General features: G+C 68.0%; 11 protein-coding genes. 9 read left to right on the top strand and 2 right to left on the bottom strand.

The window, feature by feature from the left end; all coding sequences use genetic code 11:
* The 9 genes from QZ471_RS20555 to fhuF all read left to right on the top strand — a co-directional run.
* On the top strand, window positions 1–2,963 hold a 2,963-nt coding region (locus QZ471_RS20555; protein WP_295467292.1), incomplete at its 5' end, for a condensation domain-containing protein.
* On the top strand, window positions 2,953–4,338 hold the full coding sequence (locus QZ471_RS20550; protein ID WP_295467290.1) for a diaminobutyrate--2-oxoglutarate transaminase: 1,386 nt from the start codon (window positions 2,953–2,955) through the stop codon (window positions 4,336–4,338). The genes QZ471_RS20555 and QZ471_RS20550, both read left to right, overlap by 11 nt.
* Window positions 4,339–4,499: 161 nt before the next feature.
* Complete coding sequence (locus QZ471_RS20545) at window positions 4,500–6,662, top strand: TonB-dependent siderophore receptor (RefSeq protein WP_295467288.1); 2,163 nt, start codon at window positions 4,500–4,502, stop codon at window positions 6,660–6,662.
* Between the two features lie 93 nt (window positions 6,663–6,755).
* A complete protein-coding gene (locus QZ471_RS20540; protein WP_295467287.1) occupies window positions 6,756–8,777 on the top strand; it encodes an iron ABC transporter permease in 2,022 nt (673 codons plus the stop codon).
* A 2-nt stretch (window positions 8,778–8,779) separates the two neighbouring features.
* A complete protein-coding gene (locus tag QZ471_RS20535) occupies window positions 8,780–9,703 on the top strand; it encodes an ABC transporter substrate-binding protein (RefSeq protein ID WP_295467285.1) in 924 nt (307 codons plus the stop codon).
* A 63-nt stretch (window positions 9,704–9,766) separates the two neighbouring features.
* Window positions 9,767–9,976 (top strand): MbtH family protein, encoded by a 210-nt coding sequence (locus QZ471_RS20530; RefSeq protein ID WP_295467309.1) that lies wholly within the window; start codon window positions 9,767–9,769, stop codon window positions 9,974–9,976.
* A 14-nt stretch (window positions 9,977–9,990) separates the two neighbouring features.
* Complete coding sequence (locus QZ471_RS20525; protein ID WP_295467283.1) at window positions 9,991–10,983, top strand: TauD/TfdA family dioxygenase; 993 nt, start codon at window positions 9,991–9,993, stop codon at window positions 10,981–10,983.
* Window positions 10,980–11,978, top strand: a complete 999-nt coding sequence (locus QZ471_RS20520) for a GNAT family N-acetyltransferase (RefSeq protein WP_295467281.1) — start codon at window positions 10,980–10,982, stop codon at window positions 11,976–11,978. The genes QZ471_RS20525 and QZ471_RS20520 overlap by 4 nt, the downstream gene beginning before the upstream one ends.
* A 93-nt stretch (window positions 11,979–12,071) precedes the next feature.
* The gene (gene fhuF / locus QZ471_RS20515) at window positions 12,072–12,812 is read left to right on the top strand and encodes a siderophore-iron reductase FhuF (RefSeq protein ID WP_295467279.1); all 741 of its coding nucleotides are present in this window, start codon (window positions 12,072–12,074) and stop codon (window positions 12,810–12,812) included.
* Here the strand turns inward: fhuF and QZ471_RS20510 are convergent.
* A complete protein-coding gene (locus tag QZ471_RS20510) occupies window positions 12,809–13,576 on the bottom strand; it encodes an ATP-binding cassette domain-containing protein (protein ID WP_295467277.1) in 768 nt (255 codons plus the stop codon). The genes fhuF and QZ471_RS20510 overlap by 4 nt on opposite strands.
* A 103-nt stretch (window positions 13,577–13,679) precedes the next feature.
* The gene (locus tag QZ471_RS20505; RefSeq protein ID WP_295467275.1) at window positions 13,680–14,576 is read right to left on the bottom strand and encodes a LysR family transcriptional regulator; all 897 of its coding nucleotides are present in this window, start codon (window positions 14,574–14,576) and stop codon (window positions 13,680–13,682) included.
* Between the last annotated feature and the right edge of the window lie 18 nt (window positions 14,577–14,594).

Below are 14,594 nucleotides of genomic sequence, written 5' to 3'. Positions count from 1 at the left end.
AGGTGGTGGCGTACCTGCAGCCCGAATGGGTCATCAACGGCTATGGCCCGACCGAAACCGTCATCACCCCGACCCTCTGGCGTGCACCCGCAGCCACGGCGGATTTCAGCAGCGCCTATGCGCCCATCGGCGATCTGGTGGGTGAACGCCAGGGCTATGTGCTGGACGCCGATCTCAACCTGCTGCCGGTGGGTGTGGAGGGCGAGCTCTATCTGGGTGGCGCCCTGGCCCGTGGCTATCTGGAGCGCCCCGGCGAGACGGCGCAGCGCTTCGTGCCCAATCCCTTCCGCGCCGGCGAGCGGCTCTACCGTACCGGCGACCGGGTGCGGCTCAACGCCGAGGGGCTACTGGAATACCTCGGTCGTGCCGACCAGCAGATCAAGCTGCGCGGCTTCCGTATCGAGACCGGCGAGATCGAGGCGGCGCTCAAGGCCTGCCCGGGCGTGCGCGAGGCCTTGGTCATGGTCCGCGAGACCCCGGCTGGCATGCGCCTGGTGGGCTATGTCGGCGGCGCCCAGCTACAGGAGACGGCGCTGCTGGAACGACTGCGCCAGCGCCTGCCGGGCCATCTGGTCCCGCAGCATCTGGTGCTCCTGGAGCGCCTGCCGCAGCTGCCCAACGGCAAGCTGGATCGCCGGGCGCTACCGCCACCGGAACTCGTCAGCCAGCCCCTCGATGAGGAGCCCCAGGGCCCCCGTGAGGAACTGCTGGCTGCACTCTGGCGCGAACTGCTGGGCGTCGAGCGGGTCGGGCGGGCGTCCGGCTTCTTCGAGCTGGGTGGAGACTCCATCCAGTCCCTGGCGCTGATCAGTCGCCTGCAACGCGCGGGCTGGCACCTGGGGCCCAAGGAGGTCTTCCGTAGCCCGAGACTCGCCGACCTGGCGCTCTGTCTCCAACCCCTCGCCACCCAACCCGCCTGGGAGCCGGCCCAGGGCGAACAGCGCCTGACGCCGATCCAGGCGCACTTCTTCGCTCAGCCGCTACCCAATCCCGCGCACTGGAACCAGGCCCTGCTGCTGGAGGTGCGCGAGCCCCTGGACCCGGCGCGGCTGGCGGCTACCGTGGCCTGGCTGCTGCAACGGCACGACGTACTGCGCCTGGCCTTCTGGCCAACCAGCGAGGGCTGGCAGGCCGGCTACCGTGACGATGTCCGCGTCGAACATGTGCTGCAGCAGGTCGAGGTGGCCGATGCAGCGGCGCTGGAAGCCCTCTGCGCGCGGACCCAGCGCAGCTTCGACCTGGCCCGTGGCGGGCTGCTGCGGCTGGTCCTGGCGCGCTATCCAGAGGGCGATCAGCGCCTGTTCCTCTGCGCCCACCACCTGATCATGGACGGTGTTTCCTGGCGGCTGCTGCTGGACGACCTCGGGCGGATCTATTCGGCCCTGGGGCGCGACGAACCCCTGATCGACGAGCCCCGCCCCCCGGCCTACCAGGCCTGGGCCGAACGCCTGGCAGAATGGTCGGCGCAGCCCGTAGCCCAGTCCCGCCTGGCGTTCTGGCAGGCCCTGGTGCCGCGGCCGGACTGGCCGGTGGACCAGCCCACGGGCGGCGCCATCCAGGACCAGGTGTGTACGGCCGAAGTGCAACTCGATCCCGCCCGCACCCGTTGGCTGCTGCGCGAGGCCCCGACCGCCCTAGGCGCGCGGCTCGACGAGGTGCTGCTGGCGGCCCTGGCCGAGGCGGTGCGCGACTGGAGCGGCCAGGACGGCCATGTCATCGCCCTGGAAGGCCATGGCCGCGAGGCCCTGTTCGCCGATCTCGATCCGGGCCGCACCCTGGGCTGGTTCACTAGTCTCTATCCGCTGCGCTTGAGCTGTGGCGAGAGTCCGCGGGCAACCTTGCAGGGCCTGAGGGCCCAGCTCGCAGCGGGGGGCCAGCGCGGCTTGGACTATGGCGCGCTGCGCTACCTGGCCAAGGCCGCGGCCCTGGTCGACCAGCCGGAACCGCCGCTGGCCTTCAACTACCTGGGCCAACTCGACGGCGCCCTAGGCGATGGTCGTTTCGTCCCGGCTCGGGAGACCTTTGGCGAACTGATCGATCCGGCCACCCCGCTCTTGCGCGAGCTGGAGATCAACGCCCAGGTCTACGACGGCCGCCTAGGACTGAGCTGCCGCTACAGCGGTGAACGCTATGCGGCGGCCACGGTGGAGCGCCTGCTCGCTGCCTTCGACCAGGCCTTGGCCGCTCTCGCCGCCAGCGCCACGGCTGCGGCGCCCGCCGCCGTGGCCCAGGGCGCCGATCCGCGGCTGCACCTAACACCGGGCAGCAGCGGGCAGCCGCCGTTGTTCTGCCCCCATCCGGTCAGCGGCACCCTGGTGGGCTACTACCCCCTGGCCAGTCGGCTGTCTGGCAGCTGGGATGTCTGGGGCCTGCAGAACCGCCAGATCCTCGACCCCAATTGGCGTGACACCAGCCTGGCGCAACTGGCTCGCGACTATGTGCGGGTGCTGCTGGAGACCCAGCCACGCGGCCCCTATCGGCTGCTGGGGTGGTCCCTGGGCGGCGCCCTGGTGTTGGAAATGGCCAGCCTGCTCGAACGCCTGGGCAAGCCGGTGGCCTTCGTCGGGCTGGTCGACGGCTATGTCCCCGGCGCGGGCCTGGTCCGGCGGCCGGCACCCACGGCAGGCGATGCCACGGTCGAGGAGAGCGGTGCCTGGGCGCAGTTGCTGGCCGTCGAGGCCCATCTGCACGGCCTGGCCCACCAACACCCGCACCTGCAGCCCCTGCGCGCTCCGGTCCACGCCTGGTGGGCCAGCCGCTCGCCGGAAAACAACCATAACGGCCAAGCCCTGCTGGAGCAGGGACTGGGACGCCCCCTGGCGCAGTCGCGCTGGATCGATGCCGACCACCTGGGCATCGTCCGCGATCCGCGCCTGCTGGCCGACGTCGCCGAATGCCTGAATTCATCTCTTGCCCATAGCGCCCGCACCCCGGGTTTCGAGGAATACGATCATGTCCGCTAGCCATTCGCTGCCGCGCGTCCCCGCCGATGCCGACTACCGCTTCACCAGCACTCCGCGCCTGGAGCGCCAGGCCGCCCTGGAGTCCAATGCGCGCAGCTATCCGCGGCGGCTGCCGCTGGAGGTGCGCCGGGCCCAGGGCATCCATGTACAGGACAGCGAGGGCCGCTGGTTCATCGACTGCCTGGCTGGCGCCGGCACCCTGGCCCTCGGCCACAACCACCCGGTGGTCCTCGACGCCATGCGCGGCCTGCTCGATGGCGAGCGGCCCCTGCACACCCTCGACCTGATGACCGAAGCCAAGGACGACTTCATCCGCGAGCTCTATGCCCTGTTGCCGGAGGACTTCGCCCGCAACGCGCGCATCCAGTTCTGCGGCCCGGCCGGTACCGATGCGGTGGAAGCCGCCCTCAAGCTGGTGCGTACCGCCACCGGCCGCCGTCAGTTGCTGGCCTGTCACGGCGCCTACCACGGCATGACCCAGGGCGCGCTGGGCCTGATGGGCAGCCATGGACCCAAGCGCCATCTGGACGGTATGAACGGCGGCGTGCAGTTCATACCCTTTCCCCACGCCTATCGTTGTCCCTTCGGCCTGGGCGGCGAACTGGGCGAGCGGGCGGCGCTGAATTATCTGGAGACGATGCTCAACGACCCGGAGAGCGGGGTGCTGCCGCCGGCGGCGCTGATCGTCGAGCCGATCCAGGGGGAGGGCGGGGTGAATCCGGCGTCCATCACCTGGCTGCGCGAGGTCCGGCGGATCACCCGTGAAGCCGGCGTACCCCTGGTGCTGGACGAGATCCAGTCCGGCATCGCCCGCAGCGGCCGGCGCTTCGCCTTCGAGCATGCCGACATCGAACCCGATGTGCTGGTCCTGTCCAAGGCCATCGGCGGCAGCCAGCCACTGGCGGTGGTGGTCTACCACGAGTCGCTGGATCGCTGGGCGCCCGGTGCCCACGCCGGCACCTTCCGCGGCAACCAGCTGGCCATGGCCGCCGGTACCGCCACCTTGCGTCTGGTGCGCGAGCAGCGCCTGGAGTTGCACGCGGCCGCCATGGGCGAGCGCCTCGCCGGGCACCTGCGCGCCTTGCAGCGCGACTATCCGCAATTGGGCGATGTCCGGGGTAGGGGGCTGATGCTCGGGGTGGAGGTGGTACGCCCCGACGGCCCGACCGACCGCCAGGGGCATCCCCTGGCCGATGGGGTATTGGCCGCGCGCCTGCAGCAGGAGTGCCTGCGCCGCGGCCTGATCATCGAAGTCGGTGGACGCCACGGCGCCGTGTTGCGCTTCCTGCCACCGCTCATCGTGCAACCCGAGCAGATCGACCAGATCGCCGAGTGCCTGGCAACCGCATTGCGCTCGGTGATGGCGGCTGCCTAGATCTGGCCACCGGCCAGGGAAGGCCATCGGGCAGGGAACTTTTTCTAAATAGTAACGATTCTGATTTGATATCTTATTGCCATGTAATAAAGTAGTGGCGCTTTAGGGGGAAGCGCGCCTAGCGCGCGGTTTCAAGGATATTTCAAGGACAGTTGGTAGCCATGCACAAAGTCGTAGCTCACGGATTCCATATCACCCTGCTGGCAGCGGCCATCGCCTGGCAGACCCAGGCGGCGGCCCAGACGAAGGAAACACCCGTCACCATCGCGCCGACCACCATCACCGCCGAGGCCGAGCCCTCGCCAGTCGGCCCGGACGTGGGCTACAAGGCCAACAACAGTGCGGCTGCCAGCAAGACCAACACCCCGCTCGCGGAAACCCCGCGTTCGGTGTCGGTCGTCACCCAGCAACGCATCGAGGACCAACAGGCGCAGACCCTGACCGACATCCTCGGCTACACCCCGGGCATCTTCGCGCCGCCGTTCGCCGTGGGCGACGGCCTGGCCGGCGACTACTTCTTCATCCGCGGTTTCAATGCCACCGACTATGGCTACGGCCTCTATCGCGACGGTCTGAGAGTGCAGGGCAACCGCTACGACACCACCTCGGAGCCCTATGGGCTGGAAAGGGTCGAAATATTCCGCGGCCCGAGCTCCATCCTGTACGGCGAGAACGCCCCCGGTGGCCTGGTCAACCTGGTCAGCAAGAGACCCACCGCCGATTCCCGTGGTGAAGTCCAGGCCAGCTATGGCAGCAACAACCGGCGCCAACTGGGCGTGGACGTTTCCGGGCCGCTCACCGACGACGGCAGCGTGCTGGGGCGGGTGGTCATGCTGGGGCGCAAGTCCGACACCCAGGTGGACCATGTCCCCGACGACCGCTTCTATATCGCGCCCTCGATCACCTTCAACCTGAACGACAGCACCGCCCTGACGCTGCTCTCCAGCTACCAGCGCGACCGCACCGCCATCGAACTGGGCTATCCGGCGGCGGGCACCCTGCTCAACAATCCCAATGGCAAGATCAGCCGTCACGCCATGCTCGGCAATCCGGACTGGGACAAGTTCGAGCGCGAGACCTGGAGCCTGGGCTACGAATTCTCCCACCAGTTCAACGACGTCTGGACCTTCCGCCAGAACTCCCGCTACCTGCAGTCGCGCATCGACCGGCATGAGATCTGGCCGAATACCCTCAACCAGGGTGGCTTCGGCACCACCCTGTCGGCCTCGGCCTATGACCGCCAGAACAAGTCCATGGTTTATTCCCTGGATAACCAGCTCGAAGGCAAGTTCGACACCGGCGACTTCCATCACACCCTGCTGTTCGGCGCCGGCTACGACCGCACCTCCTTCAGCCAGGATTGGGATGCCGGGCAGATTAGCAGCATCAACGTGTTCGATCCGGTCTACCGCGGTGACCCGGCCACCCCCCTCTCGGTGACCAACAGCCTGCTCACGCAAAATCTGTACGGCACCTACAGCCAGCTGCAGACCAAGTACGACAACTGGATCATGTTGGTGGGTGGCCGCATGGACTGGGCCCAGAGCGAGTACCGCAACAAGCGGACGCTGCTCAGTCCGGCCCAGGACGATAGCGACTGGAACCACAAGTTCACCTGGCAGACCGGGTTGATGTACCAGTTCGACAACGGCCTGTCGCCCTATGTCAGCTATGCCCGCGGCTTCGTGCCGGTCCAGCAGCCGCCGGTGAACGGCCCGGCGTTCAGCCCCATCACCAGCGAGCAGTACGAAGTCGGGGTGAAGTACGAACCCAAGGGCTGGAATACCAGTGTCACGGCCTCGGCGTTCGACCTGCGCAAGGACAACGACGTCATCACCGAGAACAACCTGCCACGCCAGGTCGGGGAGAGCCGCTCCAAGGGCTTCGAGCTGGAGATCAACAGCAATCTCACCGACAACCTGAACTGGGTGACGGCCTACACCTACACCGACGCCCGGATCACCAAGGATGCCCCTGGCTCGCGCTTCGAGGATCGGCAGATGACCGGGGTGCCGCGCAACTTCGCCTCCAGCTGGCTGACCTACCGCTTCAAGGACGGCGAGCTGCGCGGCCTGCGCCTGTCCGGCGGGGTGCGCTACATCGACAGCGTCTACTCCTACACCACCACCTACGGCAAGCTGGACACCGGCGACGTCACCTTGGTGGACGCCGGTATCGGCTATGACTTCGACCGCCACTGGTCGCTGGACGTCAATGCCAAGAACCTGTTCGACAAGGAGTACGTTTCGGGTTGCAACGATGCCGGGCGTTGCTACTGGGGCGACGAACGCAGCGTTATAGGCACTGTCGCCTATCGCTGGTAAGGTCGAATGCCACGCCGTTGCCGGCGTGGCTCCCGCTCTCCCGTCACGGGCGAAGCCAACTGGCTTCGCCCGCGTTGCTTAAGCGAAGTCTCCATGTCGCAGTCCCCCAGGGGCACCGTCCCGCGGTCGCCCGCTTGGCCTCTTTCCCTCGGTCTGGGCAGCCTGTTGCTGCTTGGCCTGTTTCTCTGGCAGGCGCTGTTCGCCACTGGCTGGCCGAATGCGCAAGCCTGGCTCGCCCCTTGGTCCGCCACGCCCTCCTGGCCGGGATTGGCCCTCTGGTGGTTGCAACTGCCACGCGCCGTGGCCGGCCTGGTGGTAGGGGCGAGCCTGGGGATCGCCGGGGCGCTCATGCAGGTGGTCACCCGTAATCCCCTGGCGTCTCCCGATCTGCTCGGCATCACCGCCGGCGCCCAGGTGGGACTCATCCTGAGCCTGCTGCTGCCGGCCTTTCTCGGGCTGCCACTGGTGTTTCTCGGCGGCCTGCTGGCGGCCCTGTTCACCTTCGCCATGGCTGGCGGCTGGCACACCACGCCCTTGCGCCTGACGCTGGCCGGTGTGGCCATCGCCCAGGCCGCCGCCGCGGCCATCACCCTCTTTCTCAGTCTCAACGACCGGGCCGCCATGGTGCTCTCGCTGTGGAATACCGGTTCGTTGCGGCAGCTGGGTTGGGGGCATCTGCAAGTCGCCGCGCCGCTGCTGCCCCTGGCTTTGCTGGTCGTCTGGCTGCTGCGGCGGCCGTTGGACCTGTCGCGGCTGGGGGATGGCCAGATGCGCGGCCTGGGTCTGCCACCGGCCGGGATCAAGGCCAGCAGCCTGCTGCTGGCCAGCGCCCTGACCGCGCTGGCCATCCAGCTGGCCGGCCCCCTGGGCTTCATCGGCCTGATCGCGCCCAATCTGCTGCGCCTCGGCCTGGGCGTCAGCCGTCCTTCCCACCTGGTCGCGCTGTCCGGACTCTGGGGCGCCGTGCTGACCCTGGCCGCCGATGGGCTGGTCCGCCTGTTGTCCGGCTGGATCAGCCTGCCACTGGGCGTGCTCTCGGCGCTGCTGGGCTCGCTCTGCCTGCTGCTGCTCCTGGGGCGCTTGAGCGTCGGCCCGCGTGCCGCCGTGGGGCTGCTGGCCAGCGAGGCCGGCACACGGCGCGGTGCGGCCTGGCCGCTCGCTGGCGGCCTGCTGGTGCTGTTGCTGGGCCTGATACTGGTCGGTCTCTGCGGTATCGGCCCGGGCGCCTGGGTCTTTCTGCAGACGCTGGTCGCCGGTGCGCCCGAGGCCTGGATACTGCTGGATCTGCGCTTGCCGCGGCTACTGGTGGACGCCGGGGCGGGCGCACTGCTGGCCACCAGCGGGCTGCTGCTGCAGGCGGTGACACGCAATCCCCTGGCCGGACCGGAAATACTCGGGGTCAGCCAGAGCGCCGGACTGGCGGTGCTGGGGGCCATCATCCTGGTCCCGGACCTGGCGGCCGAATGGCGCTTCCCCCTGGCCTGGCTAGGCGCCGGTCTCGCCCTGGCCTGGGTGATAGGTGTCAACCTGCGCCGCGGGCTGGAACCCCTCCGCCTGGTGCTGACCGGCTTTGCCATCAGCGGCCTGGTGCTGGCGCTGTCCAGCGTGCTGATCGCCCAGTATGCGAGCAACGTGGCCCAGGCGCTGACCTGGATGGTGGGCAGCAGTTACGGCCGCACCTGGGACGATGTCAGGGCGCTCTTGCCCTGGCTGGTGCTCGGGCTGGGTGCTGCCAGCCTCACCGCGCGCTGGCTGGATCTGCTGGGGCTGGACGAGGGCGTGGCCAGCGGCCTGGGTCTGTCCGTGGCCAGTCGCCGACTGTTGCTGGTGACCCTGGCCAGTGTGTTGATCGCGGCGGCCGTGGCGGTGGTCGGCCCGGTGGCCTTCGTCGGCTTGCTGGTGCCCCATGGCGTGCGCCTGCTCGGTCTGCACCGGGCGCGTCAGCGCCTGTTGGTGGCGCCGCTGCTGGGGGCCTGCCTGCTGGTGCTGGCCGATCTGCTGGCACGCTGGAGTCTGGCGCCGCTGGACATTCCCCTGGGTATCGCCACCGCGGCCCTCGGTGCGCCGGCCTTCCTGCTGCTGCTGGCGCGCAGCTATCGGCGGGTGCGCCGATGAGCATGCGTGCGTTACTCGTCCTGCTGTTCGCCCTGTTGCTCGCTACAGGCGCGTGCGCCGCCGACGACCTGGTCGCCCGCCAGTCGGCGCAACTGCCCGAACGCCCGCTGCGCATCGTCACCCTCGACGATGTCGCCACCGAACTGGTGACCTCCCTGGGGCTGGCGCCGGTGGGAGTGGCGAACCTGGCCGGCTATCGACGCTATGTCGGACTCGGCGCCGACCTGCTGAAAGACGCCCAGCCCCTCGGCAGCGTCCAGCAACCCGATCTCGAAGCCATCGCCCGGCTACGGCCGGATGTGATCCTCGGCTCCGGCTATCTCCACCTGGGGCTGTTCCGCCGCCTGGAGAGCCTGGGCCCGACGCTGCTCTACCGCTATGGAATGGAGACGGACGATGACGCCGTGGCCCGCGCCAGCGCCCTGCTCAGCGATCTCGGTAGGCGACTCGGCCGGGCAGAGGAGGCGGCGGCGGTGAATCTTCAGGCTGACCGTGCCGTGGCAGACGCCGAGGCCGCCGCCCAGCAGGCGGGCATCGTCGGTCGGCCCTTGGCCGTACTCTTCCCGCTGCCGCAGCAGGGGGTGTTCATCACCCTCAATCGACGGGTGCTGATCAATGCTCTGGTCCGTCGTCTGGGTGGTCGCGACCCCTGGCCGCTGGCCTCCGACCGGATATTGCATCGCTACCACGATGTGCAGGAGATCGCCGCGGTGCCGGACCTCACGGCACTCTTCGTCGGCGAGCAGACCGGGCATCCCTTCTTCCATTCGCGTCTGTGGCAGGCCATGCCGCTGGCATACAGCGGTCGCTATGCCAGTCTGCCTAGTCCCTACTGGACCTTTGGCGGTCCGGCCAGCGTGACGCTGCTGGCGCATCAGGTCGCCACTGCGCTGCGTGGCTTGCCGCCACCGCCGAATGGGCGCTGAACAGCCGTGCCCCTCGTTCGTCCTCTAAGAGGAAAGCCGCACGAGGCGGTTGTCTTGCAGGAGATAGCGATGAGTTTCGACAGCGACACCACCCAGTTCCAGGTCGTCATCAATGCCGAAGAGCAGTATTCGATCTGGCCGGACTACAAGGCCCTGCCGGCCGGCTGGACCGCCGTCGGCGTCAGCGGCGACAAGGCCACCTGCCTGGCTCATATCGAGCAGGTGTGGACCGACATGCGCCCCCTGAGCCTGCGCCAGGCCATGGCCAACTAGAGCGGAGGTCCACCATGAATACGCTACCTGCGGACCTTCTGGAACTGGAGCCCGGCCTGCCGCTCCGCCTATCCCCGCGCGCGCCGGGGTGCGGGCTGGGTGATGTTTCCAGCGCGCTGCATGCCCTGGTGGACCAGCATCTGGAAACAGCCGGCGGTATGCTCCTGCATGGCTTCGCCGATCCGGGCGTCGCCGGCTTCCAGGCCTTCGCCAGCGGCTTCGGTCATCCGCTGCTGAACTACGAGTTCGGTTCCACCCCGCGGAGCCGGGTGACCGCCGACGGCGTCTATACCTCGACCGAATACCCCGCGCGCCAGTGGATACCCCTGCACAACGAGCAGGCCTACACCTGCGACTGGCCCATGCGCATCTGGTTCTATTGCGCCCAGGCCGCCGAAGAGGGCGGTGAGACGCCCATCGCCGATAGCCGCCAGGTGTTCGCCCGCATCGATCCGGCCCTGCGCCGACGCTTCGCCGAACGCCGGCTGAGCTACGTGCGCAATTATGGCAACGGCCTGGACGTGGCCTGGCAGCAGGTGTTCGACACCGCGGACCGCGCGGCCGTGGAGCGCTTTTGCGCCGCCCGTGGCATCGCCTGCGAATGGAAGGCGGACGGCGAATTACGCACCCGCCAGCTCTGCCAGGGCGTCGCCCAGCACCCGCGTACCGGCGACTGGGTCTGGTTCAACCAGGCGCACCTGTTCCACGTCTCGGCGCTGGAGCCGGAGATGCGCGAGGTGTTGCTCGACACCGTCGGCGAGGAAGACCTGCCGCGCAACGTCTTCTATGGCGACGGCGCGCCCCTGGAAGACAGCGCCCTGGACGAGATTCGCGGCGTACTGGACGAGTGTCGCATCCTCTTTCCCTGGCGCACCGGCGACATCCTCTTGCTCGACAACATGCTCACCGCCCACGGGCGTGCCCCCTTCAAGGGCCCGCGCAAGGTGGTGGTGGCCATGACCGAAGGCCGTCACGAAGACCCCCAGCCACGCGAGATCCCGCTATGATCCCGGTCCTGCAACTACCGGGCGGCTTGCGCCTGGTGCATGAGAGCCTCGACGGCCACAGCCTGTGGCGCGTCGGCGACGAACTTTGGCTACGGTGCCGCGAACAGCTGGTGCCGGAGGGGCTGAAGGTCGAGGTCAGGGCAGGGGGCGCCGACCTGACCGTCGAGCGCCTGGCGGTACTCGCCCTGGGCTTGCTACTAAGCGCGCCCGAGGCGCCGGCGCTGCTCTGGGAGGGGCTACCGGCACTGCCCGAGGCCGTGCGCCAGGGACTGCTGACCCAGACCGCCGAGGGTGACTTGCGCACCTGGCGTGCCCAGTTCTGGCAATGGCCGCAGCCCTGGTTGCGCCAGCCGGGCAGCGCGGGCTATCCGGCCTTGCCGCAACTGACCGGCCAGCGCCGGCATCCGTGCCGTCCACCCAAGCCAACGGGTGAAGTCTATCGCCGTTACGATCATCGCTTGGGCGCCTGGATCGCCCTGCGCGCCCTGGCGGTGGAGGACGACCTGCCGCTGTTCCATCGCTGGCAGAATCAGCCGCGGGTAGCGGCCTTCTGGCAAGAGGAGGGCAGCCTCGAGCAACACCGGGCCTACCTGCAGCGGCAGGCCGCCGATCCCCATGTGCTGACCCTGGTCGGCAGCCTTGACGACCAACCCTTCGCCTACTTCGAGGCCTATTGGGCGGCCGAAGACCGCATCGCGCCTTTCTACGCCGTGGATGACTATGATCGTGGTATCCACATGCTGGTGGGCGAGGACAGTCTGCGCGGCCCCCAGCGCGTGGCCTGCTGGCTGCCGGCGCTGGTGCACTACCTGCTGCTGGACGAGCCGCGCACCCGGCGCATCGTCAGCGAACCCCGCGCCGACAACGAACGGATGATCGGCCATCTACAGCGCCAGGGCTTCTATCGGCAGAAAGATTTCGACTTTCCCCACAAGCGCGCGGCGCTCATGCTGCTCGAACGCGAGCGTTTCTTCGACCGTTGCGTGTTGGCATGAGGCGTAAGTCGCCGCCAAACTTGGCCTCGATGGGGCAGCCGCCTAAGGTAAGCGGATGAACCCTGATCTCCTCGCTATCGGATCGCGCAACCGATGATTCCCGCTCTGGCCCCCCTGTTCACCGGTCCCCTCCAGTCGTTCGCCACGGTGCTGCGGCTGCCCACCCCGGGGCAGTCGGTGATCCCGCTGGGCTCTCTGCTCAAAGACGGGCTGCCGGACCTGCTGGACAGCTACGGCGGAGAGCCGGGGCTGGATCGGCGCGCACTGCTCTCGGTCTGGTCCAAGTACTATTTTTCCCGGCTGATTCCTCCCGTCGTGGCGGCGGCGTTGCTGCTGCGCTGGCGGCTGCCCCTGGCGGTGGACCAGCTAGAGCTGGTGTTGAACGAGGACCGGGTGCCGGAAGCCTTTGTGTTGCCCCACGCGGGTGAGGGCTTCGCGGCAGACCATCCGGACCTGCTCCAGCCGCTGGTGCTGGAGAATCTGCGACCCTTCATCGAAGGCGCCTGTGCACAGATCAGGGTGTCGCCCAAGGTGCTCTGGAGCAATGCCGGCAACTACCTGGAATGGTTCGTCGGCGAATTGCGCAAGGTGCGGCCCCAGGCCGGCGCGCTACCACCCTTCGAGCATTGGCTCGACCAACCGACCGATGCCCAGGGCGCGCGCAATCCGCTGTTCAAGCCGGTGATCTACGTCGAACTGCCCCTGGCAGGCGGCGCTGAGCCGGCATCCTGGCAATGGCGGCAGCGACGGGTCTGCTGCATCCGTTACCGCCTGCCGGATAAGGACCTCTGCAGCAATTGCCCGCTGCTCAAGGACCCGCAGCCCGCTGCCTAGCAGTGAAAGCCCAGCGGTGTACCATCGCGAGGATGGGGGAAGACATCCATGGGAATGCCATAGATGGCCTGCAGGGTATCCCCGTTCATCAACTCGGCAGGGCTACCTTCCACCAGCACCCGACCCGCGCGCAGGGCGATCAGGTGATCGCAATAGCGCGCCGCCATGTTGATCTCGTGCAGCACCAGGATGATACCGAGGTCCAGTTGCCGACCCAGCGCCTGGACCTGCTGCAACACCTCGACCTGGTGCGCGATGTCCAGCGCGGAGGTGGGCTCGTCGAGCAGCAGGTAGCGGGTGTCCTGCGCCAGCAACATCGCCAGCCACACCCGCTGTCGCTCACCGCCGGATAGGGTATCCACCAGTTGTTCGGCGAATCGCGCAGTACCCGTTAGCTGCATTGCCCGTTCGACATGAGCGCGATCCTTCTGGCCGTAGCGCCCGAGGGCGCCGTGCCAGGGATAGCGGCCCATGCCGACCAGTTCCCGGACGCTCATGCCTTCCGCGGCGGGCAACTGTTGCGGCAGATAGGCCACCTGCCGGGCATAACGCTGGGTCTTCCAGGTAGCGAGATCCTCGCCGTCCAGGGTCAGGGTGCCGCTGGAGGGGCTGAGCTGACGAGCTAGCAACTTGAGTAGCGTCGACTTTCCCGAGCCATTGTGGCCGATCAGGCCGATGGTGCGACCGCGGGGCAGTTGCAGGGATACCGGATGCAGCAAGGCGCGACCGTTGAGCGAAAAGCCTACCTGGTTTAAATCGAACATCGCTTTCCCTGGGCCGTTTCAGCTTTGGATGAGAATCGTTCCGCCATGCTACCTGGGCAATCGGCAACCCGCCAAATCAAATGCAGGCCGTTGGCGTAGGGTGCTACTCCGGCTTGCTGCCGATCTGCTCGCGGAGCAGCTGTAGATAGCGCCGCGCGCCCAGGCCCTGGGGGCGATTCTTGATCCAGATGACGTCGATCCAGCGGCGGATCTGGCTGGCCATGTTGTCGAATTGCACCTGTTCGAGCAGGCCGGCGGCGATCAGCGGCCGCACCAGCGGGTGGGGCAGATAGGCCCAGCCGAGGCCAGCCTGTACCAGGTCGAGGGTGGCCAGGTAGCTGTCGGTCAGCCAGACCCGTTGCGACAGCACGATCTGCGGGTCCGAGGCATTGCGGTCGCCGCCGGCCACTACGATCTGGCGGGTATCGGCCATCAACGTCTCGTCCAGTGGCCGACCTGCGCGGGTTGACGGATAGCCGGGCGCGGCGACGGCCGTGAGCAACTGGCTGCCGGCTTCGGCGAAGCCTTCGTGCTCGTCGATGCCCGGACGCTCGAAGATCAATGCCATGTCCACGTTGCCGTCGTGCAGCAGGCGGATCGCCTCGGCCCGCGCCGCCGAGCGGATCTCGATTTCCAGTGTCGGAAATTCCTCGGCCAGGCTCACCAGCGGCCGGCTCCAGGCGCCCGTCTGCAGCTCCGGTGCCATCACCAGTACGAAGCGCCGCTCCAGGCCGGCATGCAGCTGCAAGGCGTGGGCATCGAGCAGGTTCAACTGGCTCGCCACCTGGCGGGCCTGGGGTTCGAGGGCGCGGGCCGCCGGGGTCGGTAGGGCCTTGCGGGTGGCGCGATCGAACAACACCAGGTCCAGCTCGGCCTCCAGTTGGGAAATCGCCATGTTGACCGCGGAGGGCACCCGCCCCAAGGCGCGTGCCGCTGCGGAGAAAGAGCCCTCATCGATCACGGCGAGAAAGACCCGTAGCGTTTCGCTGGTGAAGGCCATGGTTGTCAGCTTCGTTGA

It is taken from the genome of uncultured Pseudomonas sp. (genome assembly GCF_913774235.1).
Classification (GTDB): Bacteria; Pseudomonadota; Gammaproteobacteria; order Pseudomonadales; family Pseudomonadaceae; genus Chryseomonas.
The sequence above is the reverse complement of the archived record's forward strand: the minus strand, read 5'-3'. Positions and strand labels throughout refer to the sequence as shown.

What these genes read in the sequence shown, in the direction of transcription:
- QZ471_RS20510 (WP_295467277.1), bottom strand. Translation starts at nt 13,576, where the DNA reads ATGTTCGATTTAAACCAGGTAGGCTTTTCGCTCAACGGTCGCGCCTTG.
- QZ471_RS20535 (WP_295467285.1), top strand. Translation starts at nt 8,780, where the DNA reads ATGCGTGCGTTACTCGTCCTGCTGTTCGCCCTGTTGCTCGCTACAGGC.
- QZ471_RS20505 (WP_295467275.1), bottom strand. Translation starts at nt 14,576, where the DNA reads ATGGCCTTCACCAGCGAAACGCTACGGGTCTTTCTCGCCGTGATCGAT.
- QZ471_RS20520 (WP_295467281.1), top strand. Translation starts at nt 10,980, where the DNA reads ATGATCCCGGTCCTGCAACTACCGGGCGGCTTGCGCCTGGTGCATGAG.
- QZ471_RS20525 (WP_295467283.1), top strand. Translation starts at nt 9,991, where the DNA reads ATGAATACGCTACCTGCGGACCTTCTGGAACTGGAGCCCGGCCTGCCG.
- QZ471_RS20540 (WP_295467287.1), top strand. Translation starts at nt 6,756, where the DNA reads ATGTCGCAGTCCCCCAGGGGCACCGTCCCGCGGTCGCCCGCTTGGCCT.
- QZ471_RS20550 (WP_295467290.1), top strand. Translation starts at nt 2,953, where the DNA reads ATGTCCGCTAGCCATTCGCTGCCGCGCGTCCCCGCCGATGCCGACTAC.
- QZ471_RS20545 (WP_295467288.1), top strand. Translation starts at nt 4,500, where the DNA reads ATGCACAAAGTCGTAGCTCACGGATTCCATATCACCCTGCTGGCAGCG.
- fhuF (WP_295467279.1), top strand. Translation starts at nt 12,072, where the DNA reads ATGATTCCCGCTCTGGCCCCCCTGTTCACCGGTCCCCTCCAGTCGTTC.